The 21,889-nt window shown below is 64.3% G+C and carries 18 protein-coding genes; 9 read left to right on the top strand and 9 right to left on the bottom strand.

From position 1 onward, the window contains the following. Positions 1-311: 311 nt before the first annotated feature. Positions 312-3,194: a valine--tRNA ligase gene (locus BMW76_RS17615; protein WP_090867237.1), complete on the top strand. Its 2,883-nt coding sequence runs from the start codon at positions 312-314 to the stop codon at positions 3,192-3,194. A gap of 71 nt (positions 3,195-3,265) precedes the next feature. After that, entirely contained in the window at positions 3,266-4,147 is an 882-nt protein-coding gene (gene galU / locus BMW76_RS17610) for a UTP--glucose-1-phosphate uridylyltransferase GalU (protein WP_012400984.1), read from the top strand. Positions 4,148-4,289: 142 nt separating this feature from the next. On the opposite strand, the gene BMW76_RS17605 is transcribed toward galU, so the two are convergent. The 4 genes from BMW76_RS17605 to BMW76_RS17590 all read right to left on the bottom strand — a co-directional run bounded on the left by BMW76_RS17605 (position 4,290) and on the right by BMW76_RS17590 (position 7,575). Further along, positions 4,290-4,520 carry a sulfurtransferase TusA family protein gene (locus tag BMW76_RS17605; protein WP_087733718.1) on the bottom strand — a complete coding sequence of 77 codons (231 nt, stop codon included), beginning with the start codon at positions 4,518-4,520 and terminating at the stop codon, positions 4,290-4,292. Positions 4,521-4,659: 139 nt separating this feature from the next. After that, positions 4,660-5,682, bottom strand: a complete 1,023-nt coding sequence (locus tag BMW76_RS17600; RefSeq protein WP_090867235.1) for a Gfo/Idh/MocA family oxidoreductase — start codon at positions 5,680-5,682, stop codon at positions 4,660-4,662. Then, positions 5,682-6,701, bottom strand: coding sequence for an inositol 2-dehydrogenase (iolG, locus tag BMW76_RS17595; protein ID WP_090867232.1), 1,020 nt, complete (start codon positions 6,699-6,701; stop codon positions 5,682-5,684). The genes BMW76_RS17600 and iolG overlap by 1 nt, the downstream gene beginning before the upstream one ends. Beyond that, positions 6,694-7,575 (bottom strand): MurR/RpiR family transcriptional regulator, encoded by an 882-nt coding sequence (locus tag BMW76_RS17590; RefSeq protein ID WP_090867230.1) that lies wholly within the window; start codon positions 7,573-7,575, stop codon positions 6,694-6,696. Before BMW76_RS17590 ends, iolG begins: the two co-directional genes overlap by 8 nt. 271 nt (positions 7,576-7,846) lie before the next feature. Here BMW76_RS17590 and BMW76_RS17585 point away from each other — a divergent pair, with 271 nt between their 5' ends. The 7 genes from BMW76_RS17585 (at position 7,847) to iolB (ending at position 17,079) form a co-directional block, all read left to right on the top strand. Beyond that, positions 7,847-8,899 (top strand): sugar ABC transporter substrate-binding protein, encoded by a 1,053-nt coding sequence (locus BMW76_RS17585; protein WP_090867228.1) that lies wholly within the window; start codon positions 7,847-7,849, stop codon positions 8,897-8,899. Between the two features lie 331 nt (positions 8,900-9,230). Next, positions 9,231-10,421, top strand: a complete 1,191-nt coding sequence (locus BMW76_RS17580; protein ID WP_090867226.1) for an ABC transporter permease — start codon at positions 9,231-9,233, stop codon at positions 10,419-10,421. 80 nt (positions 10,422-10,501) lie between these two features. Beyond that, positions 10,502-11,305 carry an ATP-binding cassette domain-containing protein gene (locus BMW76_RS17575; protein ID WP_090867224.1) on the top strand — a complete coding sequence of 268 codons (804 nt, stop codon included), beginning with the start codon at positions 10,502-10,504 and terminating at the stop codon, positions 11,303-11,305. Between the two features lie 66 nt (positions 11,306-11,371). Continuing rightward, entirely contained in the window at positions 11,372-13,411 is a 2,040-nt protein-coding gene (locus tag BMW76_RS17570; protein WP_090867222.1) for a bifunctional 5-dehydro-2-deoxygluconokinase/5-dehydro-2-deoxyphosphogluconate aldolase, read from the top strand. After that, positions 13,408-15,345 (top strand): 3D-(3,5/4)-trihydroxycyclohexane-1,2-dione acylhydrolase (decyclizing), encoded by a 1,938-nt coding sequence (gene iolD, locus BMW76_RS17565; RefSeq protein WP_090867220.1) that lies wholly within the window; start codon positions 13,408-13,410, stop codon positions 15,343-15,345. Before BMW76_RS17570 ends, iolD begins: the two co-directional genes overlap by 4 nt. Positions 15,346-15,355: 10 nt before the next feature. After that, positions 15,356-16,276 (top strand): myo-inosose-2 dehydratase, encoded by a 921-nt coding sequence (gene iolE, locus BMW76_RS17560; RefSeq protein ID WP_090867218.1) that lies wholly within the window; start codon positions 15,356-15,358, stop codon positions 16,274-16,276. After that, a complete protein-coding gene (iolB, locus tag BMW76_RS17555) occupies positions 16,273-17,079 on the top strand; it encodes a 5-deoxy-glucuronate isomerase (RefSeq protein WP_090867217.1) in 807 nt (268 codons plus the stop codon). Before iolE ends, iolB begins: the two co-directional genes overlap by 4 nt. A 648-nt stretch (positions 17,080-17,727) precedes the next feature. Here iolB and BMW76_RS17550 read toward each other — a convergent pair. The 5 genes from BMW76_RS17550 to BMW76_RS17530 are packed head-to-tail and all read right to left on the bottom strand — an operon-like array spanning position 17,728 to position 21,872. Next, entirely contained in the window at positions 17,728-18,441 is a 714-nt protein-coding gene (locus tag BMW76_RS17550; RefSeq protein ID WP_090867215.1) for an ABC transporter ATP-binding protein, read from the bottom strand. Then, positions 18,438-19,199: an ABC transporter ATP-binding protein gene (locus BMW76_RS17545; protein ID WP_090867214.1), complete on the bottom strand. Its 762-nt coding sequence runs from the start codon at positions 19,197-19,199 to the stop codon at positions 18,438-18,440. Before BMW76_RS17545 ends, BMW76_RS17550 begins: the two co-directional genes overlap by 4 nt. After that, entirely contained in the window at positions 19,196-20,446 is a 1,251-nt protein-coding gene (locus BMW76_RS17540) for a branched-chain amino acid ABC transporter permease (RefSeq protein ID WP_090867213.1), read from the bottom strand. The genes BMW76_RS17545 and BMW76_RS17540 overlap by 4 nt, the downstream gene beginning before the upstream one ends. Further along, positions 20,439-21,398, bottom strand: coding sequence for a branched-chain amino acid ABC transporter permease (locus BMW76_RS17535; RefSeq protein ID WP_090867211.1), 960 nt, complete (start codon positions 21,396-21,398; stop codon positions 20,439-20,441). Before BMW76_RS17535 ends, BMW76_RS17540 begins: the two co-directional genes overlap by 8 nt. A gap of 3 nt (positions 21,399-21,401) precedes the next feature. Further along, positions 21,402-21,872, bottom strand: coding sequence for an acyl-CoA thioesterase (locus BMW76_RS17530; RefSeq protein ID WP_090867209.1), 471 nt, complete (start codon positions 21,870-21,872; stop codon positions 21,402-21,404). Positions 21,873-21,889: the final 17 nt, after the last annotated feature.

The following is a 21,889-nucleotide window of genomic DNA, read 5'->3' as shown; positions in this document are numbered from 1 at the left end:
GATGACGAGAAGAAACTACGATTGCGGCGGGTGGTCCGTCATTATAAGACCGCGACGCCCGGAGCCTCGTGCGCCGCTGACGCGCGTGAGGCTGTCAGTCGTCGATTCCGCCAGGATCGCGCGCCCGATCGCGCCCTGTCTTGCTCGCTGTCTTGCTTCCTGCCTCACATGCTGGCTTGCGCCCCATCCCGCGCCCGTCCTGCCCCAGTCTTGAGCGCGAGCAACAGCCGGCGCGGACCGCCGCCTCGCGCCACCCTTTATAATTCAAGGTTTCGGGCATCTTTCCACGTATTTTCCGGCAGATTTTGACGATGACGACAAGCGACAGCACGCTGGCCAAGAGTTTCGAGCCGCAGACGATCGAGGCCCACTGGGGCCCCGCATGGGAAAAACGCGGCTACGCCGCTCCGGCGTTCGAACCGGGCCGCAAGAACTTCTCGATTCAACTGCCGCCGCCCAACGTCACGGGCACGCTGCACATGGGCCATGCGTTCAACCAGACGATCATGGACGGCCTGACGCGCTATCACCGCATGCTCGGCGAAAACACGCTGTGGGTGCCGGGCACGGATCACGCGGGGATCGCGACGCAGATCGTCGTCGAACGGCAACTGGACGCGCAGGGCATTTCGCGCCACGACCTCGGCCGCGAAAAATTCGTCGAGCGCGTGTGGGAATGGAAGCAGCAGTCCGGCTCGACGATCACGAACCAGGTGCGGCGCCTCGGCGCGTCGATCGACTGGTCGCGCGAATACTTCACGATGGACGACAAGATGTCGGCTGCCGTGCGCGACGTGTTCGTGCGTCTGTATGAACAGGGCCTGATCTATCGCGGCAAGCGGCTCGTCAACTGGGACCCGGTGCTGCTCACGGCCGTGTCCGACCTCGAAGTGGTCAGCGAGGAAGAGAACGGCCATCTGTGGCATATCCAGTATCCGCTCGCCGACGGCTCGGGCCATCTGACCGTCGCGACGACGCGTCCCGAAACGATGCTCGGCGACGTCGCTGCGATGGTGCATCCGGAAGACGAACGCTACGCGCACCTTATTGGCAAAACCGTCAGGCTGCCGCTGACGGACCGCGAAATCCCCATCATCGCCGACGACTACGTGGATCGCGAGTTCGGCACGGGCGTCGTGAAGGTCACGCCCGCGCACGATTTCAACGACTACCAGGTCGGCCAGCGCCACAAGCTGCCGCAAATCGAAATCCTCACGCTCGATGCAAAGATCAACGACAACGCGCCGGAAAAATATCGCGGCATGGATCGTTTCGACGCGCGCAAGCAGGTCGTCGCGGATCTCGAAGCGCTCGGGCTGCTCGAATCGGTGAAGCCGCACAAGCTGATGGTGCCGCGCGGCGACCGCACGGGCGTCGTGATCGAGCCGATGCTCACCGACCAGTGGTTCGTCGCGATGAGCAAGCCGGCCCCTGATGTCACATTTGGCACGTTCAATCCGGGCAAGTCGATCGCCGAAACGGCGCTCGACGTGGTCCGCAACGGCCAGATCAAATTCGTGCCGGAGAACTGGACGACCACGTACTACCAGTGGCTCGAAAACATCCAGGACTGGTGCATCTCGCGTCAGTTGTGGTGGGGCCATCAGATTCCCGCGTGGTACGGCGAGAGCGGCGAGATCTTCGTCGCGAAGACGGAAGAGGATGCACGCGCGCAAGCCGATGCGAAGGGCTACAAGGGCACGCTCAAGCGCGACGAAGACGTGCTCGACACATGGTTCTCGTCGGCGCTCGTGCCGTTCTCGTCGCTCGGCTGGCCGAACGAGACGCGCGAGCTGGAAGCGTTTCTGCCGTCGTCGGTGCTCGTCACCGGCTTCGACATCATCTTCTTCTGGGTCGCGCGCATGGTCATGATGACCACGCACTTCACCGGCAAGGTGCCGTTCGACACCGTCTATGTGCACGGTCTCGTGCGCGACGCCGAGGGTCAGAAGATGTCGAAGAGCAAGGGCAACACGCTCGACCCGATCGACATCGTCGACGGCATCGGCCTCGACGCGCTGGTCGCGAAACGCACTACGGGGCTGATGAATCCGAAGCAGGCCGCGTCGATTGAAAAGAAGACGCGCAAGGAATTCCCCGAAGGCATCCCCGCGTTCGGCACGGATGCGCTGCGCTTCACGATGGCGTCGATGGCGACGCTCGGCCGCAACGTGAACTTCGACCTCGCGCGCTGCGAAGGCTATCGCAACTTCTGCAACAAGCTGTGGAACGCAACGCGCTTCGTGCTGATGAACTGCGAAGGCCACGACTGCGGCTTCTCGAAGCCGGGCGCGTGCCAGCCTGGCGATTGCGGGCCGGGCGGCTACACGGACTTCTCGCAGGCCGACCGCTGGATCGTGTCGCTGCTTCAGCGTGTCGAAGCCGAAATCGAAAAAGGCTTCGCGGACTATCGTTTTGATAATGTGGCGAACGCCCTATACAAGTTCGTGTGGGACGAATACTGTGACTGGTATCTCGAACTCGCGAAGGTGCAGATCCAGACAGGCACGCCGGAACAGCAGCGCGCTACGCGCCGCACGCTGTTGCGAGTGCTCGAAACGGTGCTGCGGCTCGCGCATCCTGTGATTCCGTTCATCACGGAAGCGTTGTGGCAAAAGGTGGCGCCGCTCACGGACATGTACCCTGAAGGCAAGGCGGAAGGCGAGGCATCGATCATGACGCAGCCCTACCCGGTCGCAGAGCCGCGCAAGATCGACGAAACGGCCGAGCAGTGGGCCGCCGATCTGAAAGCCGTGATCGACGCGTGCCGTAATCTGCGTGGCGAGATGAACCTGTCGCCGGCAACGAAGGTGCCGCTGCTCGTGACGGGCAACGCCGGGCGACTCACGTCGTTCGCGCCCTACGCGCAGGCGTTGGCGCGTTTGTCCGACGTGCAGATCATCGCGGACGAGGCAACGCTCGATGCACAGGCGCATGGCGCGCCGATTGCTATCGTAGGAACGGACAAGCTCGTGTTGAAGGTGGAGATCGATGTCGCCGCCGAACGCGAACGCCTGTCGAAGGAAATCGCCAGACTGAATGCAGAGGTTTCGAAATGTAACGCCAAGCTCCAGAACGAGAGCTTTGTTGCAAAAGCACCGCCGGCGGTCGTTGAGCAGGAGCAAAGAAGACTGGCAGAATACCAGACCACGATTGGCAAGCTGACGGCACAACTGTCACGCTTGCCGGCCTGATTTACGCCCCATGCGTGCCGCGCCAAGCGGCGCCTCCACGCATTCCAAACCAGAGGACGTAGGGTACACACATGCTAAAAGTTACTAAGGCAGTTTTTCCGGTCGCGGGTCTCGGTACGCGCTTTCTTCCTGCCACGAAGGCGAGCCCGAAGGAGATGCTGCCTATCGTGGACAAGCCGCTGATCCAGTACGCAGTCGAAGAGGCCATGGCGGCCGGCATCACCGAAATGATCTTCGTGACGGGCCGCAGCAAGCGCGCGATCGAAGACCATTTCGATAAGTCGTACGAAATCGAGGCCGAGCTGGAAGCGCGCGGCAAGGCGAAGCTGCTCGAACTGGTTCGCAGTATCAAGCCGAGCCACGTCGACTGCTTCTACGTGCGTCAGCCGGAGGCGCTGGGTCTGGGCCACGCCGTGCTGTGCGCGGAAAAGCTGGTCGGCGACAACCCGTTCGCCGTGATCCTCGCGGACGACCTGCTGTACGGCAAGCCGCCCGTCATGCAGCAAATGATCGAGGTGTTCGATCACTATCACAGCTCGGTGATCGGCGTCGAAGAGATTCCGCCGTCGGAGACGAAGTCGTACGGCATCGTCGACGGCAAGGAGTGGGAAGACGCGATCATCAAGATGTCGGGCATCGTCGAGAAGCCGGCGCCCGAAGTCGCGCCGTCGAATCTCGGCGTGGTCGGCCGTTATGTGCTGAAGCCGCGCATCTTCGATCACATCCGCGCGCTGAAGCCGGGCGCGGGCGGCGAACTGCAACTGACGGACGCGATCCAGTCACTGCTCGCCGATGAGCAGGTGCTTGCGTACAAGTATCACGGCACGCGTTTCGACTGCGGCAGCAAGCTCGGCTATCTGAAGGCGACTGTCGAATTCGCGCTGCGCCACCCGGAAGTGGCCGCGGACTTCGAAGAGTATCTGCGTACGCGTTCGCCCGTGCTGGAAGGCTGATCGAACGTTCGGCCCGCGCGCAAGTAGCACGGCGGGCTGTCAAGCAGGCGACAAGCAAAAGGCGCTGCGCCCTTCGGGGACGCAGCGCCTTTTTTCATCAGCTTGTGACGCGAGATGTCGTGTCGAAAACCGCCGCGAAACCTCAGCGACGCCGCATCAGGAACACGAACACCTTATCCGGCAGCGTCGACGACTCGACGATCTCGTTGCCCGTCTGCTTCGAGAACGCGGCGAAATCACGCTGCGAGCCGGGATCGGTGGCGAGGACCTTGAGAATCTGGCCGCTTTCCATGTCGGCCAGTGCTTTCTTCGCGCGCAGAATGGGCAGCGGGCACTTCAAGCCGCGCGCATCGACTTCCTTGTGAATCTGAATTTCCATCGACGATGACCTTCGTGAGGCGGCGCATGCATTCCGTTCGAATGTTCACGGAAAGCGGCGCCATGCAGAGGGTCAAATTCTAACGCATGCGCTTCGAGCGCGCCCAGGCCGCGACAGTCCGGGCGCGTTTCGCTTACAGATCGACAGCCCGTCCGCTTGCGAGCGATTCGCGCAGCGCATAGCCGATGCGCGTCGCCTCCATCGCGTCCGCGAGCGTCGCGCCGCTCTGCCGCCCTTCCCTCACCGCGGCGACGAACGCCTGCGCTTCGCACAGGAACGCCTCCTCGAACCGATCGAAGAAAGTCGGCGTGCACTCGTTGCGAATGCCGCTCGCGTCAGCGATCTCGACGCGGTTTGCGCGCGGATTGCGTCCGATATACAGCGCGCCCGCCGTGCCGATCACCTCGCTGCCCGTGTCGTTGCCATGCGCGAGCGTGCGCGACGCGTAGAACATCGCGATGCGTCCGCCTTCGAACTCGCAGATCGCGACGCCGTTATCGACGTCGCCGAACTCGCGCAGGCCCTCGTGCAGCGCGACCACGCCGCTCGCATAGACGCGCTTCGCGTTCGGCATCCCGAGCAGCCAGCGCGCAACGTCGATGTCGTGAACCGTGCAGTCGAGAAAGATGCCGCCCGAGGTCGGCGCAAAGCGCACGAAAAAACCTTCGGGATCGTTCTGGTCGCAGGTCTGCGAGCGCACCATGAACGGCCGCCCGATCGCGCCCGCATCGATCTTTTCGAACGCATTGCGATAGCTCGGATCGAAACGGCGCATGAAGCCGATCGTCGCCTGCAACTGCGGATGGCGCTGCGCTTCGTCGATCACGCGCTCGCATTCGGCGAGATCGAGCGACAGCGGCTTTTCGCAGAACACATGCTTGCCCGCGCGCAACGCATCGATGATCTGCTGTGCGTGCAGCGCGGACGGTGTGACGAGCCACACGGCATGGACGTCGCGATCGTCGAGCAACGCGTGATAGTCGTCGTAGACACGCGGCGCGGGCAGCGCGTCGCGCGCCCACGTCCGCTCCGCTTCGACGGGACTGCATGCGGCCACGAGCGCCGCGCCCGACACGCGATACGCGAGATTCTCCGCGTGCCGCTTGCCGAGCCGACCCAGCCCCACCACGCCAACACGCAACGGCCCCGCGCTCATCACGACGCCTCGCTGAGCTTGACGGTGCGCCCTTCGCGCCACGAACGCGTCGCGGCTTCCGCGAGTTCGAGCGCCTTCATGCCGTCGGCGACCGTCGTGCGAACCGGCTTGCCTTGCGTGACGGCGTCGAAGAAATGCGCGATTTCGAGCGCATACGCGGCGCGATAGCGTTCGAGGAAAAAGTGCTCGGGCACGTCGCTGGAGACAGCCGTCTTCGAATACGCGGACACTTGCGTCGGACGCACGTTGCCCGCCTGCAGCATGCCGTCGCTGCCGAGCACTTCGAAGCGCTGGTCGTAACCATACGCGGCGCGGCGCGCCGTATTGATCTGGCACAGACGCCCACGCTTCGTGCGGATCGTCACGGCTGTCGAATCGATATCGCCCGCATCGGCGATCGCGGGATCGGACAGACAGCTGCCCGTTGCGTGCAGCGTGTCGGCTTCGTCGTCGAGAATCCAGCGGAAGATGTCGAAGTCGTGAATCAGCATGTCCTTGAAGATGCCGCCCGAGTGCCTGATGTACTCGACGGGCGGTGCGCCCGGATCACGGCTCGTCACGACGAGCATCTCCGGCGTGCCGATCTCGCCCGCATCGAGGCGCGCCTTCAGCGCGGCGAACGTCGGATCGAAGCGCCGCTGAAAGCCGATCATGCAGACGACGCCCGCTTTCGCGACGGCATCGGCGCAGGCGCGCGCGCGTTCCAGCGTCAGATCGACGGGCTTTTCGCAGAACACGTGCTTCTTCTGCGCGGCCGATTGCAGGATCAGCGCGGCGTGCGTATCCGTGCTCGAGCAGATGACGGTCGCGCCGACGGACGCATCGCCCATCGCGCCGTCGACGTCCGCGACCTGCGCGCCGTATTGCGCTGCGAGCGCGGCCGCCGCGTCGCGATTCACATCGACCACATATTTGAGCCGCACGCCCGGCTGCCGCGCGAGATTCGACGCATGAATCTTGCCGATGCGTCCCGCGCCGAACACAGCTACGTCGATCGTCTTGCCTGCCACATCAGTCATCGTATCCTCCAGTGTCTGTCGACTCTTCCACGTTCAGTTCCAGCTTGTACGCGAGCGCGATGAACAGCGCCTGGCACAGGCAGATCGTGCTGGTCAGCGAGCGGAATGCGAATGCGCTGCCCTCTTTCACATACAGCTGCGTCGTCGCATAGCGCGCGAGCGGCGACAGCTGGCTATCCGAAATGACGAGTGTCTTCGCCTGATGGTGATGCGCGACGCGCAAGCAGTACTGCGTCTCCTTGCCATAGGGCGCGAAGCTGATCGCGATCACGACGTCGCCCTTCTTCACGCTGCGAATCTGCTCGCGATACATCCCGCCGAAACCCGACACGAGATGCACGCGCTTCGGCGTGTGCTGCAACGCATAGACGATGTAGCTCGCAACGGGAAACGAGCGCCGCACGCCGACCACATAGATGTTCTCGGCCTGCTGCAGCATCTTCACGGCGGAGTCGAATTGCGCGTCGTCGAGTGAGCGTTCCAGCTCGTCGAGACCGTCGCGGCACGCGGCCATGAATTCGCGCGCGACGCTGCCGCCCGAGAGCCGCCCCGGCTTCTCGTCGATGAGCTTGCGGATGCGCTGCTGATAGCTCTGCGACGACGCGCCCTGCGTCGTATATGCCTGGCGAAACACCGCCTGCAAATCCGAAAAGCCCGAAAAGCCGAAACGCTGCGCAAAGCGCACGACGGCGGACGGATGCACGCCGCAACTCAACGCGATGTCGCTGGTGCGATCGACCATCACGCTCGACCGGTGCTGCTCGATATACGTCGCCACGCTCTTCAACTGACGCGGCAGCGACTCGTAGTTCTCCGCGATGCGCTGCATCAATTCATCGACGCTCGGCAATTCTTCTGTGCTGTCTTCCGCCATGGTTCTGACCTCTGTGCTTTTTGCAACGCAAAACCGCGCCGCAAGCGTTCGCGGCAACCTCGACGCGCTGTCCCGACGATGCCGAGTATAGGCATAACCGAAAGCAAATGGAATGGATTTTCCATTTTTCTTTGACATGAAATTTTCATTGCAACTCTCGAAAAGTTGGCCTACTCTTGGTCCTGAGCGATGACGCAACGGCGAGCCGGCATACCTCGCAAAGCGTCAGACGCTCCCCTCAAAAACGAACAGACCGAGAAAGGTGGAGACAATGAGACTTTGCAAGGGCAAGGCTTCGTTCAAGGTTCTGGCAGCCGCCATTACGCTGGCGGCGGGCATCGGCGCGATGACAGCGCCGGCGGCACAGGCGGCCGACGCTCACTTTGTGCTGATCAGTCACGCGCCGGACTCCGATTCGTGGTGGAACACGATCAAGAATGCGATCAAGCAGGCCGACGAGGATTTCAACGTCGAAACCGACTACCGCAATCCGCCCAACGGCGACATCGCCGACATGTCGCGCCTGATCGAGCAATCGGCGGCGCGCAATTACGACGGCGTGATTGTCACGATCGCCGACTTCGACGTGTTGAAGAGTTCGATCGGCAAGGTCACGGCGAAGAAGATTCCGCTCGTCACGATCAATTCCGGCACGGAAGAGCAAAGCGAGAAGCTTGGCGCGATCATGCACATCGGCCAGCCCGAATACGTCGCGGGCAAGGCGGCGGGCGAAAAGGCGAAGGCAGCGGGCGTGAAATCGTTCCTGTGTGTGAACCACTTCGCGACGAACGCCGTTTCGTTCGAGCGCTGCCGTGGCTTTGCCGATGCGCTCGGCGTGAACTACAAGAGCTCGACGATCGATTCCGGCCAGGACCCGACCGAAATCCAGTCGAAGGTGAGCGCGTATCTGCGCAACCATCCGAACACGGGCGCGATCCTGACGCTCGGCCCGACGCCTGCGTCCGCGTCGTTGAAGGCCGTGCAGCAGATGGGCCTCGCGGGCAAGATCTATTTCTGCACGTTCGACTTCTCGGATGACATCGCGAAGGGCATCCAGAACGGCACGATTGCGTTTGCGATCGACCAGCAACCGTATCTGCAGGGCTATATCCCCGTCGCCGTGCTCGCGATCGTGAAGAAGGAACACACGACCGACCCCGCGAAGATCAGGCAGAGCCTGGAAGCCAATCCGAAGTTCAAGGCGCGCATGCAAACGTATGGCCTCGAGCCGTCGTATGGGCCGAAGAACATCCGCTCCGGTCCCGGTTTCATCACGAAGGCGAATATCGACACGGTCGTCAAGTACGCGGGCCAGTACCGCTAATCGACTGACCTTTTACCTGGTCATACGCGGTACCGGGCGCGCCAGCCAGTGCGCGACCCCGGCGGCCTCTTGCACTTCGCACTTTTGCACTTCGCGATTCGCGTGCGAGCTTGCAGCCGCCATCGTCGGGCGCCCGACCGCGAGATTGACCGGCCTTCTGCGCACTCTCCCCACTCTCACGAGTGAACCGCGCAGCAAGGCCGGGTATCAGCAACTATCGTGCATGTGACGGCAGCAGGCGCTCACGCACCCACTACCGTCGACCGCAATTGCTTGCATGGGACCCGGGCGAGGCGCTCAAGCACCGACTCGAGTCCACAAAGGAGACATCATGGGCGTAGCCGGCAAACACTTTCCTTCGCATGGTCACGACGCGGCGGACAACGACGCGCAATCGTCGCAATCGTCGCAATCGTCGCAGTCGGTCCCGGCATCGGCGGCCGATGAGCGAATCAGAAAGGAATCGTTCTTCGGACATCTGCTGAACCGGCCGGAATTCGCCGCGATTTCCGGCACCGTGCTCGTGTTCCTCGTGTTCGCGATCGGCGCGAGCGGCTCGGGCATGTTCAATCTCGATGGCGTGATGAACTGGTCGCAGGTGTCCGCGTATCTGGGCATTCTCGCCGTCGGCGCCTGTCTGCTGATGATCGCGGGCGAGTTCGATCTGTCCATCGGTTCGATGATCGGTTTTGCCGGCATGATGGTCGCGATACCCGCCGTCTATTTTCACTGGCCGATCTGGGCCGCGATCGTGTTCGCGTTCGCCGGATCGATGGCGCTCGGCGCATTGAACGGCTACCTGGTGATGCGCACGCGTCTGCCGTCGTTCATCGTGACGCTCGCGTTCCTGTTCATCCTGCGTGGCCTGACACTCGCGCTGTCGATCATGGTCGCAGACCGCACGATCATCTCGGGTGTCGGCGATCTCGCGCAGGCCGACCCTGTGACGAACTTCCTGTTCCATGGCGTCGCGCTGCACGCCCTCTTCACGAGCCTCGCGCATATGGGCATCGGCTCGCTGCTCGACAACGGCCAGCCGCTCGTGCCGGGCATTCCGAAAGTGCTGCTGTGGTGGTTCGGGCTCGCTGCCATCTGCGCATTCGTGCTCGCGAAGACGCGTTACGGCAACTGGATGCTCGCGGTCGGCGGCGATGCGAACGCCGCGAAGAACGTTGGCGTTCCCGTGCGCCGCGTTAAGATTTCACTCTTCGTGCTGACGGCCTTCTGCTCGTGCCTGTTCGCCGTGCTGCAAGTGTGCGACATCGGCTCGGCTGCCGCCGACCGTGGCCTGCAAAAGGAGTTCGAGGCGATCATCGCCGCGGTGATCGGCGGCACGCTGCTGACGGGCGGTTATGGCTCGGTAGTGGGCGCCTGCTTCGGCGCGCTGATCTTCGGCGTCGTGCAGATCGGCATCACCTATACGAATGTCAGTTCCGACTGGTTCCGCGTGTTCCTCGGCGTGATGCTGCTGATCGCGGTGCTGTTCAACCACTATGTGCGCCGCCGCGTGTCCCAATCGTGACACGGCCGTGACCTTGCAATCGTAATCACGCCATCGCACCAGACGTGCGATAGACACGCATCCGACACGAGGAAACGGCCATGTCCGACACTCTCAAGCAAGACGACATTATTCTGTCGCTCGAAAACGTCAGCAAGTATTTCGGCAAGGTGATCGCGCTCTCGGGCGTCACACTGCGGTTGAAGCGCGGTGAAGTGCACTGCCTGCTCGGCGACAACGGCGCGGGCAAGTCGACGCTCATCAAGACGCTCGCGGGTGTGCACCAGCCCTCGTCCGGCGACTACCTGGTGGACGGCAAGAAGGTGATTTTCGAATCGCCGAGCGACGCGCTCGACCTCGGCATCGCGACCGTGTATCAGGATCTCGCGCTCGTGCCGCTGCTCTCTGTCGCGCGCAACTTCTTCATGGGACGCGAGCCGCAGAAGAAGCTCTTCGGTCTCGTCAACGTGATGGATCTCGACACGAGCGCGCGCATCGCACGCGACAAGCTCGCCGAAATGGGCATCATGGTGCGCGATCCGCATCAGCCGATCGGCACGATGTCGGGCGGCGAGCGGCAATGTCTCGCCATTGCGCGCGCGATTCACTTCGGCGCGCGCGTGCTGATCCTCGACGAACCGACGGCGGCACTCGGCGTGAAGCAGAGCTTCAACGTGCTGAAGCTGATCCACAAGGCGCGCGCGAAAGGCATCTCCGTGATTTTCATCACGCACAACGTGCACCACGCGTATCCGATCGGCGATTCGTTCACGCTGCTCAATCGCGGCAAGTCGATGGGTACCTACACGAAGGAAACCATCACGAAGGACGAAGTGCTCGACATGATGGCGGGCGGCGCCGAAATGCAGAAGATGATCAGCGAACTGGAAGGCGCGACGATCTGATTCACGCGGCTTGCCGCTGCATCGCTACGCCCTTCTCGCTGCGTGCACCACACTCAGGACATACCTATGGCTATCACCAGCACACCCAACGCCAACAGCGCGAGCCGCTTCGCGGCGGGACGCAGCCGCGACATCGTCTGCCTCGGCCGGCTCGCCGTCGATCTGTACGCGCAGCAGATCGGCTCGCGGCTCGAAGACGTCGCGAGCTTCGCGAAATATCTGGGCGGCTCATCGGCGAACATCGCGTTCGGCTGCGCGCGGCTCGGCCTGAACGCGTCGATGCTCGCGCGCGTCGGCGACGACCACATGGGCCGCTTTCTCACCGAAACACTCACGAAGGAAGGCTGCGACGTCAGCCACGTGCGCGTCGATCACGAGCGGCTCACCGCGCTCGTGCTGCTCGGCCTGAAAGACCGCGACACGTTTCCGCTAATCTTCTATCGCGAGAACTGCGCGGACATGGCCGTCGATGAAGCCGATTTCGACGAGGCGTACATTGCGTCGTCGAAAGCGCTGCTCATTACGGGCACGCACTTCTCGACGGAACAGGTGAACCGCACGAGCCGCCGCGCGTTGGATTACGCGCGCCGCAACGACGTGCGCACCGTGCTCGACATCGACTATCGGCCTGTGCTGTGGGGTCTGACAGGCAAGGCCGATGGCGAGACGCGCTTCATCGCGAACGACAGCGTGAGCGCGCACATTCAAGGCATCCTGCCCCTCTTCGATCTCGTGATCGGTACGGAAGAAGAATTTCGCATCGCGGGCGGCAAGGACTCGCTGATCGAATCGCTCGTGCAAGTGCGCAACGTGACGCCCGCGACGCTCGTCGTGAAGCGCGGGCCGCTCGGCTGCCAGATCATCGACGGCGACGTGCCCGCTTCGATCGACGATGCGCCGATTCACGGCGGCGTCGAAGTCGAAGTGCTGAACGTGCTCGGCGCAGGCGATGCGTTCGCGTCGGGCTTTCTGTCGGGCTGGCTGCGCGATCAGCCGCTCGAAGCGTGCGCGAGCGCCGCGAATGCGAGCGGTGCGCTCGTCGTGTCGCGTCACGGCTGCGCGCCCGCCATGCCGACGCCCGCCGAACTCGACTACTTCCTGCGCGAAGCGAAAGCGGACCCCGCACGCATGCGCCGCCCCGATCGCGACGCGACGCTTGCGCGACTGCATCGCGTGACGCCCGCGCGCACGGCTTGGAATGAAGTGCTCGGCTTCGCGTTCGATCATCGCAATCAATTCTTCGAACTCGCGCAGCAAACCGGTGCGGACCCCGCGTGCATTTCGAAGCTGAAGAGCCTGTTCGTCGAAGCCGTCAAGCAGACGGAACAGGCGCTCGGCTTGCAGGGCCGCATCGGTGTGTTGATCGACGATCGCTACGGCCAGGATGCGCTCAACGAAGCGACGGGACGCGGCTGGTGGATCGGCCGACCCGTCGAACTGCCGGGCTCGGTGCCGCTCGTGTTCGATCACGGGCGCTCCGTCGGCACGACGCTCACGAGCTGGCCGCGTGAGCACGTGGTGAAGTGCCTTGTTCAGTTCCATCCCGACGAGCCGATCGAGCAGCGCATCGAACAGGAAGCGCAGCTTCGTTCGCTCTATGACGCCGTGCAGGAATCCGGCCACGAACTGCTGCTCGAAGTGATTCCGCCGAAACACCTGCCTCATCTGCCTGCGGGACCCGACATCGTGTTTCGCGCGTTGAAGCGCCTCTACAACATCGGCATCTATCCGGAGTGGTGGAAGCTCGAACCGATGGAAGCGTCGCAGTGGCAAGCTGTCGATGCGCTCATCCACGAACGCGATCCGTACTGCCGCGGCGTGGTGCTGCTCGGCCTGTCGGCGCCTGTCGAGCAGATGATCGAAGGCTTCCGCTCGGCCGCGCAATCGACGACGTGCAAGGGCTTCACGGTCGGCCGCACGATCTTCCACGAGCCGAGCCAGGCGTGGCTCGCGGGCCAGATCGGCGACGACGAATTGATCGCTCGCGTGCGCCGCACATTCGAAACGCTGATCCAGTCGTGGCGCGATTCGCGCGCGACGGCTGGCGCAGGTGGCACGTCGAATGCGGCTTCGCCGCGTAACGTTCATCAGGAGCAGGTGGCATGAATCAGCGCGTGTTGCATCACGATGTGGCGGCCTCGTCCGACGCGGCCGCGCAAGTGTCGGCGGACGGCACGATTCGTCTGACGGCAGCGCAGGCCGTCGTCCGCTATCTCGCAGCGCAACTCGTCGAGACGGAAGACGGCGAGAGCACCGAGCCACTCTTCGGCGGCGTGTTCGCGATCTTCGGGCACGGCAACGTCGCGGGCCTCGGCGAAGCGCTCTATCAGCATCGTCACGAACTGCCGACGTATCGCGCGCACAACGAGCAGGCGATGGCGCACAGCGCGATCGCGTTCGCGAAAGCACATTTCCGCCGACGGATGATGGCCGTCACGACGTCGATCGGCCCGGGCGCGACGAACCTCGTCACGGCAGCCGCGCTCGCGCACGTGAACCGCTTGCCCGTGCTGCTGCTGCCCGGCGATATCTTCGTGTCGCGCGCGCCAGACCCGGTGTTGCAGCAGGTCGAAGACTTCCACGACGGCGGCATCTCGGCCAACGATGCGTTCAAGCCCGTGTCGCGCTACTTCGATCGCATCGTGCATCCGGCGCAACTGCTCAACGCGTTGCCGCGCGCGATTCGCGTGCTGACGGATGCCGCGCTGTGCGGTCCCGTGACGCTCGCGATGCCGCAAGACATACAGGCCACCGCCTACGACTACCCCGCTGTGTTTTTCGAGCCGCGCGTCGTGAAGCTGCATGCGCCCTCGCCCGTCGTGAGTGAAATCGACGATGCGCTGCTGGTGCTGCGCAACGCGAAGCGTCCGATGATCGTCGCGGGCGGCGGCGTGCTGTATGGCCGCGCAACGGACACGCTGAAGGCGTTTGCGCACGCGTACGGCATTCCTGTCGCGGAGACGCAGGCGGGCAAGAGCGCGCTCGCGTGGGACGATCCGCTCAATCTCGGTCCGCTCGGCGTGACGGGTTCGCCGGGTGCGAACGAGCTTGCGCACGAAGCCGATTGCGTGCTCGCTGTCGGCACGCGCTTGCAGGACTTCACGACGGGCTCGAACACGCTCTTCACGCAGGCGCAGGTGATCGGCATCAACGCGAATGCGTTCGATGGTCTCAAGCATCGCGGCTGCATCGTGCAAGCCGATGCGCGTCTCGCGCTCGAAGCGATCACGTCGCAACTCGAAGGCTGGCAAGCGGATGCATCGTGGACTGCGCGCGCCCAGCAGCGCGCGAACGAATGGCGAGACATCGTACACAGGCTCACGCACGCGCCGCAAACCGACAATGCGCTCCCCTACGATGCCGACGTAATCGGCGCCGTCCAGCGTTCGAGCGCGCGCTCGACGACGGACGACATCGTCGTCTGCGCGGCAGGCACGCTGCCCGCCGAACTGCACAAGCTGTGGCGTGCGGGCCGGCCGGGCGCGTACCACGTCGAGTATGGCTACTCGTGCATGGGCTACGAGATCGCGGGCGGACTCGGCGCGAAGCTCGCGCGGCCCGGGCGCGAAGTGATCGTGATGGTCGGCGACGGCAGCTATCTGATGATGAACAGCGAAATCGCGACCTCGGTGATGCTCGGCGCGAAGCTGATCGTCGTCGTGCTCGACAATCGCGGCTATGGCTGCATCAACCGGCTGCAACAGGCGTGCGGCGGCGCGCCGTTCAACAATATGTTCGACGACTGCGTGCAAGGCGCGCCCGGTGCGCCGAACATCGATTTCGCCGCGCATGCGCGCGCGATGGGCGCGCAGGCCGAGCATGTCGCCAACGTGCGGGAACTCGAAGCCGCGATGCAGCGCGCGCGTGCCGCGGACCGCACGTACCTGATCTGTATCGATACCGACGCCGCGCGCACCACGGGCGAAGGCGGCTGGTGGTGGGAAGTCGCCGTTCCGGAAGTGTCGCCGCGCGAAGGCGTGCGCGACGCGCGCGCCGACTACGACGCGCACATGAACGCGCGCGGCAGGGACAACCAATGAGGAAGCGCACATGAGCCAGTTCGAAGTACGCATCGGCATCAATCCGCTGTCGTGGATGAACGACGATCTGCCGTCGCTCGGCGGCGAGACGCCGCTCGAAGTCGCGCTGACCGAAGGGCGCGAAATCGGCTATCAGGGGTTCGAGCTCGGCAACAAGTTTCCGCGCGAGCCCGAGGCGCTGAAGGCGCTGTTCAAGCAGTACGATCTCTCGCTCGTCTCCGGCTGGTATTCGGGGCGGCTCGCGGACTTCAGCCGCAGCATCGAAGATGAATGCAAGGCCGTCGATTCGCATCTGGAACTGCTGTCGAGAAACGGCGCGACCGTGATGGTCTACGGCGAAGTGCACAACACGATACAGGGCTCGCCCTTGCCGCTCTATCAGCGTCCGCGCTTGTTCACGGACGAGCAATGGAACACGTACGCGAAACGCCTCGACGAATTCGCGCGCTATACGTTGAGCAAGGGCGTGCGCGTCGCGTATCACCATCACATGGGCGCGTATGTCGAAACGCCCGCAGACGTCGACCGCCTGATGGCACTGACGAGCGATGATGTCGGCCTGCTGTTCGACGCGGGGCACATTACGTTCGCGGGCGGCGATGCGCTGACGGTGCTGAACAGACATATCGGCCGCGTCTGTCACGTGCATTGCAAGGACGTGCGCCCGGCCGTGATGAAGCTCGCGCGCAATCGCAACTGGAGCTTTCTCGATGCCGTGATCGCGGGTGCGTTCACGGTGCCGGGCGATGGCGCCGTCGATTTCCCCGCGATCATCGATACGCTCAAGCGGCACGGTTATCGCGGCTGGCTCGTCGTCGAAGCGGAGCAGGACCCCGCCGTCGCGCCGTCGTATGCTTATGCGCAGAAGGGGTATCGCACGCTGCGCACGCTCGTCGATGCGCCCCTCGATGTCGCACAGGAGGCAGCATGAGTTTGCTCGTGAAAGCACAGCGCGAAGGTCAGACGATCGCGCGCGTCACGCCCGATACGGCGGGCTGGAAATACGTCGGCTTCGCCGCGTACCGGATGGAGCCGAATGAAGTCGTGCACGTGCTCGAAGCGTCGCGCGAAGTGTGCATCGTCGTGATGGCGGGCGCCGTCGATGTCGAAACGGATGCGCAGACATGGACGGGGCTTGGCTCGCGCGATAGCGTGTTCGAAGACAGCGCACCCGTCGCCGTCTATCTGCCGCCCAACACGCGCGCGACGATACGCGCGAACCGGCATGCCGAAGTCGGCGTCGCCAGCGCGCCCGCGAAGGGCGACTACCCTGCGCGCCTGATCGAGCCTTCGCAGATGAAGCGCTCGGTGCGCGGCAAGGGCGCGAATACGCGCTACGTGTGCGACATTCTTCCGCAGACAGAGCCAGCGGAGTCGCTGCTCATCGTCGAAGTGCGCACACCGGGAGGCCACTCGTCGAGCTATCCGCCGCACAAGCACGACACCGACAACATACCGACGGAAAGCTCGCTCGAAGAGACGTACTATCATCGGCTCAATCCGCCGCAAGGATTTGCGTTTCAGCGCGTGTATACGGACGAGCGCGATATCGACGAATCGCTCGCCGTCGAGGATCACGATGTCGTAATGGTGCCGCGCGGCTATCATCCCGTCGTGGTGCCGTATGGGTACGACTCGTACTATCTGAATGTGATGGCGGGACCGACGCGCACGTGGCACTTCAAGAACGATCCGAAGCATGAGTGGATCGTGGAGAGGGATTCGAAGGGGTGATGGTTTTGGTGTTTTTAGCGTGCCGCTGGCATCCGCGATGCGGTTTTTGTCTGCGACGGCTATTGTCTTGGTCTTTGTGGCGTGCCGCTGGCATCCGCGTATGCGCCTCGCGGCGCTAGCGTTGGCCTTGTGCGGGGCGGCAGCACCTACTCTTCTTTGCCGCGGCAAAGAAGAGTAGGCAGAAGAAAGCCGCTCACACCGCCAGTGCTCCGTATTACCCCCGGGCTCTCTACGCCCCCATCCTTCGCGCAGCTGTGTGCTGGCTTGTGTTCGTTGCCAACGCACTCCCTAAGCGCCTCACCCGCTTCACGCACATATGGCACGGCTAAGGGTATCGAACGCCTCAGCGCCGCATGTCGGTAGTGAATCAGGTTGCTGCGTCGTACAGGACACCACCCGCATTTGTAGCCGCATCGCGTAGAAGGTGTCCTGTGCGGCGCGAGGCGCGCATCTATCATCGATCACGTCTTCTCGTTCGGCGATGCGCCTTTGACGATCGACTTTGTCCGCGCGCTGCCGACAAGATCTCTGAAGGACGCTCGCCAAACGCGAGCGCGTGTGATCAACGCAATAGATCGGCCGCACGGCGTCGCATAAGGTCCTTTTGCGCAGCCATGATCGTTTGAGTCAAACAGGAAAAGTACGCGCTCAGCCCACGCCCAGCCATTCGTGCATCACATCGGGGCGATGGCGAAACAGATCGAGCGGCCCGTCGAACACAATTTCGCCATGCCCCATCACGGCGACGCGGCTCGCGAGCCGGTCGGCGATTACGAGCCGCTGCTCGATCAGCAACATCGCGACGCCGCGCTCGCGCAACAGCTTCAATGCGGCCGCAAGCTGCTCGACGACCTGGCCCGCGAGCCCTTCCGTCGGCTCGTCGATCACAACGAGATCGGGATCGCCAAGCAATGCGCGCGCAACCGACAGCATCTGCTGCTCGCCGCCCGACAGCGCGCCCGCCTTCGTCCGCGCACGTTCGCGCAACGCGGGAAACAGCGCAAAGGCATCGTCGAGCGTGACGCGCGGCGCGCGCCGCATGCCGCGCGGCTTCAGGCCGAGTTGCAGATTCTCGCGCACGGAGAGCGTCGGAAACACGTCGCGTTGCTCGGGCACGTAGCCGATGCCGAGCCGCGCGATTTCGAACGCGCGCCGTCCCGTGAGCGATCGGCCCGCGAACTCGATTACGCCCCGCGTGCGCACGAAGCCCATGATCGCCTTCGCGAGCGTCGAGCGGCCCGAGCCGTTGCGGCCCGCGAGCGCGACGGCCTCGCCCGCTTCGATATGCAGGTTCACGCCGTGCAGCACCTGACTCGCGCCATACCACGCGCACAGATCGCGCATCGCCAGCAACGCGGTCATCGCGCGTCTCCTGGCAGCGCGTGGCCGAGGTACGCGGCCTGCACGGCGGGATCGGCGCGGATCGCATCCGGCGTACCCGTCGCGATCACCTGCCCTTGCACGAGCACGCTGACGCGATCCGCGAGTCCGAACACGACGTCCATGTCATGCTCGACCATCAGCAGCGTGCGGCCCGCCGTCGCCACACGGATCAGTTCGACCGCGCGCGCTGCCTCCGCGCGGTTCATGCCCGCCGTCGGTTCGTCGAGCAGCAACGTGTGTGCGCCGCTCGCGAGCGCAAGCCCGAGATCGAGCGCGCGCTGCTCCGCGTAGCTCAGCGTGCCCGCGATCACGTCGCGCCGCGCGCCAAGCCCGACGGCATCGAGCACTTCTTCGGCGTGTGCATCGGCGGCGCGCGTGACGGTGAAGCGCTGCCACCAGCGCGCGCGGTCGCGATTCGCGATCTGCGCGGCGCAGCGCAGATTGTCGAACACGCTGAGCTTCGCGAAGAAACTCGTCGTCTGGAAACTGCGCGCGAGGCCGCGCCGGCAAATCGCTGCGGGCGCGAGACGCGTGATGTCGGCGCCGTAGAGTTCGATGCGCCCCGCGCTCGGCCGCTTTGCGCCCGCGATCAGATTGAAGAGCGTCGATTTGCCCGCGCCGTTCGGCCCGATCAGCGCATGACGTTCGTGCGGTTCGATCGACAGATCGACGCCGCGCAAAATACGAGTCGCGCCGAAGCGCTTTTCGATGCCGCGCACCGCAATCGCGGGAATCATGCGCGGACTCCTGAGCGCGCATCGGCAGGAAGCCTTCTTTCGAAGCGCTGCGCGATGTTCGTCGCGAGCCAGCCGAGTGCAGCGAGGCCCAGTACACCGATTGCCAGCCACGTGATGTCGATCGTCGAGACGAACGCTGCCTGTTCTTCGGTGCCGAAGCGTCGCGCGTAAGCCCGTTGCACGCACAGCACGAGCGCAAGCGACCACGCGCATGCGCTCGCCATTCGCAGGACGAGGGACGGCAGCGACGCGCGCCAGCCGTCGCGTGCGAAACGGGCCGCCTGGCGCTGCAGCCGTCCGGCGATGCCATCGGGCGAAGCCATCACGACGACGATGAAGAACAGCCCGAGATACAGGAGCCACGCACGTGTCGCGCTCGCGACGACGACGCTGAAAAACGTCAGCACGACAGCACCCGCGACAGGCCCGAAAAAAGCACCGCTGCCGCCGATCACCGTTGCGATCAGCACCGAGCCCGAACGCAACATGCCGACGCTTTCCGTCGACACCAGCTCGACATTGATCAGCCCCAGCGTGCCCGCGATGCCTGCAAAAAACGACGACCACACGACGACCTCGTAACGCACGCGCCTCGGAAAGCAGCCGATGGCCGCCGCGCGCACCGGGTTGTCGCGCACGGCATGCGCGAGCCGCATGAACGGCGCGCGCGACAGCGCGACCATCGCGAGCACGGACAGCGCGCACCATAGCGCAATGAGCGCATACGCTTCGCGCGCGGGGCCGAACGTGAAGCCCGGCACGGCGACACCTGCCGTGCGATCGATCGCGACGCCTGCTTCGCCGCCGAACCAGTCCGGCAACGTCCACGCGGCAGCCGCGACGAGTTCGCCGATGCCGAGCGTGATCATCGCGAACGTGGTACCTGCTCGGCGCGTCGCGACAAGTCCGTACAGCGCGCCGAACAGCGCGCCGCCAATGCCGCCCAGCAACGGCAACAGCGGCAAGGGCAAGCCGATCCGATTGAACAGATGCGCCGCAATCAGCGCGCCGATGCCCGACGATGCCGCATGCCCGAACGAAAGCAGCCCCGCGCCGCCGAGCAGCATGTTGTACGACAGCGCGAACACGATCATCGACGCGGTCTGCGCGAGCCACGCGACGAGCCAGCTCTGCGTCGACACGCAAGGCGGCACGACGAGCAGCAACCCGAGCGCGGCCCACGGCACGACGACGCGCCATCGCTGCACGCGCGGAGAAGAAGGCGGCGCATCGTGGGCGTTAAGCATCGTCTTCGCGCTGTCCGAAGAGTCCGCGCGAGCGCACAGCGAGCATCGCGACGAGCAACAGATACGGCACGAGCGGCGCAAGTTGCGCGAGCGTCAGCGCGCTCCACGCGGCGGGCAGCATGCGGTCGCCGTCGCCCGGGAGGCCAGGCAGCACGCCGAACAGATCGCCGACCGAAAGATCGCTCGCGACGGCCACGGTCTGCACGCACCCGATCACGAGCGACGCGACGAGCGCGCCACCCAGCGAACCGAGTCCGCCGATCACCACGACGACGAACACGATCGAGCCCACCGATTCGGCCATCGCCGGTTCGAGCACGAAGAGCGGCGCGCCGATCACGCCCGCCAGCGCCGCGAGCGCGGTGCCCGCCGCGAACACGCCGGTGAATACGCGCGGCACGTCGTGCCCGAGCGCTTCGACGGCATCGGGATGCGTGAGCGCCGCGCGCACGACGAGCCCCGCCTTCGACACGCGCAGCACCGCATGCAACGCGACGAGCATCGCGATGGCCACCGCCATCATGAACGCGCGATAACGCGAGAACGCAATGCCGTACGCGTCGAACAGAGGGCCATCGAGCGCTCTGGGCACGACGGCGCTCAACGCCTGCAAGCCCCACACGAGCTTCACGCCTTCGCCGATCAGATACGCCGCGCCGAAGGTCAACAGCAGTTCCGCGAGATGTCCGTGGGGCCGCACGCGCCGCAGCAGCCAGCGTTCGAGCGCCGCGCCCATCAGCCCGACGACGAACGGCGCCACGACGAGCGCCCACCAGAATCCCGCGCGCGCCGCGACGGAAAAGCCGACATACGCGCCCAGCATGTAGAAGCTCGCGTGCGCGAAGTTCAGCACGCCGAGCATGCTGAAGATCAGCGTCAGCCCCGCCGACAGCATGAACAGCAGCAGCCCGTAGCTGACGCCGTTCAGCGCATCGATGACGAACGACTGCACGCGTCAGTCCGCCTGCGCGTGATGCACGACGGGCGCGTCCGGCACGACGAGCGGTTCGAGCGCGGCGCGCAGCCTGTCGGGCAGCGCGACGGGACGACGCGTTTCGCGATCCACGTAGACGTGCACGAAATGACCTTGCGCGGCGGGCGCGTCGTCGCCTTCCCTGAAGAGACCCACTTCATAGCGCACGCTCGATGTGCCGAGGCGCACGACGCGCAGTCCCGCGTCGATGCGATCCGGAAACGCGAGCGGCGCGAAGTAGTTGCACTGCGTCTCGACTACGAGCCCGATCGTCGTGCTGTGCTCGATATCGAGCGCGCCCGCGCGGATCAGATACTCGTTCACGACGGTATCGAAGTAGCTGTAGTAGACGACGTTGTTCACGTGACCGTAGACGTCGTTGTCCATCCAGCGCGTGCCGATGGCGAGGAAGTGCGGATAGGCGGCGCGCGCCGCGGGAGCCGGTTTGTTCATGTCGTGTGCTTCAGGCG

The organism is Paraburkholderia diazotrophica, assembly GCF_900108945.1.
In the GTDB taxonomy this organism is placed as follows: Bacteria; Pseudomonadota; Gammaproteobacteria; order Burkholderiales; family Burkholderiaceae; genus Paraburkholderia; species Paraburkholderia diazotrophica.
The sequence above is the reverse complement of the archived record's forward strand: the minus strand, read 5'-3'. Positions and strand labels throughout refer to the sequence as shown.

Bases quoted from the DNA above. Each gene is read 5' to 3' on its own strand.
- BMW76_RS17550 (WP_090867215.1), bottom strand. From the start codon at position 18,441: ATGACCGCGTTGCTGGCGATGCGCGATCTGTGCGCGTGGTATGGCGCG.
- BMW76_RS17600 (WP_090867235.1), bottom strand. From the start codon at position 5,682: ATGAGCGCGGGGCCGTTGCGTGTTGGCGTGGTGGGGCTGGGTCGGCTC.
- BMW76_RS17590 (WP_090867230.1), bottom strand. From the start codon at position 7,575: ATGGCGGAAGACAGCACAGAAGAATTGCCGAGCGTCGATGAATTGATG.
- BMW76_RS17570 (WP_090867222.1), top strand. From the start codon at position 11,372: ATGGCTATCACCAGCACACCCAACGCCAACAGCGCGAGCCGCTTCGCG.
- galU (WP_012400984.1), top strand. From the start codon at position 3,266: ATGCTAAAAGTTACTAAGGCAGTTTTTCCGGTCGCGGGTCTCGGTACG.
- iolD (WP_090867220.1), top strand. From the start codon at position 13,408: ATGAATCAGCGCGTGTTGCATCACGATGTGGCGGCCTCGTCCGACGCG.
- iolB (WP_090867217.1), top strand. From the start codon at position 16,273: ATGAGTTTGCTCGTGAAAGCACAGCGCGAAGGTCAGACGATCGCGCGC.
- BMW76_RS17615 (WP_090867237.1), top strand. From the start codon at position 312: ATGACGACAAGCGACAGCACGCTGGCCAAGAGTTTCGAGCCGCAGACG.
- BMW76_RS17540 (WP_090867213.1), bottom strand. From the start codon at position 20,446: ATGCTTAACGCCCACGATGCGCCGCCTTCTTCTCCGCGCGTGCAGCGA.
- iolE (WP_090867218.1), top strand. From the start codon at position 15,356: ATGAGCCAGTTCGAAGTACGCATCGGCATCAATCCGCTGTCGTGGATG.
- iolG (WP_090867232.1), bottom strand. From the start codon at position 6,701: ATGACTGATGTGGCAGGCAAGACGATCGACGTAGCTGTGTTCGGCGCG.
- BMW76_RS17530 (WP_090867209.1), bottom strand. From the start codon at position 21,872: ATGAACAAACCGGCTCCCGCGGCGCGCGCCGCCTATCCGCACTTCCTC.
- BMW76_RS17575 (WP_090867224.1), top strand. From the start codon at position 10,502: ATGTCCGACACTCTCAAGCAAGACGACATTATTCTGTCGCTCGAAAAC.
- BMW76_RS17585 (WP_090867228.1), top strand. From the start codon at position 7,847: ATGAGACTTTGCAAGGGCAAGGCTTCGTTCAAGGTTCTGGCAGCCGCC.
- BMW76_RS17580 (WP_090867226.1), top strand. From the start codon at position 9,231: ATGGGCGTAGCCGGCAAACACTTTCCTTCGCATGGTCACGACGCGGCG.
- BMW76_RS17545 (WP_090867214.1), bottom strand. From the start codon at position 19,199: ATGATTCCCGCGATTGCGGTGCGCGGCATCGAAAAGCGCTTCGGCGCG.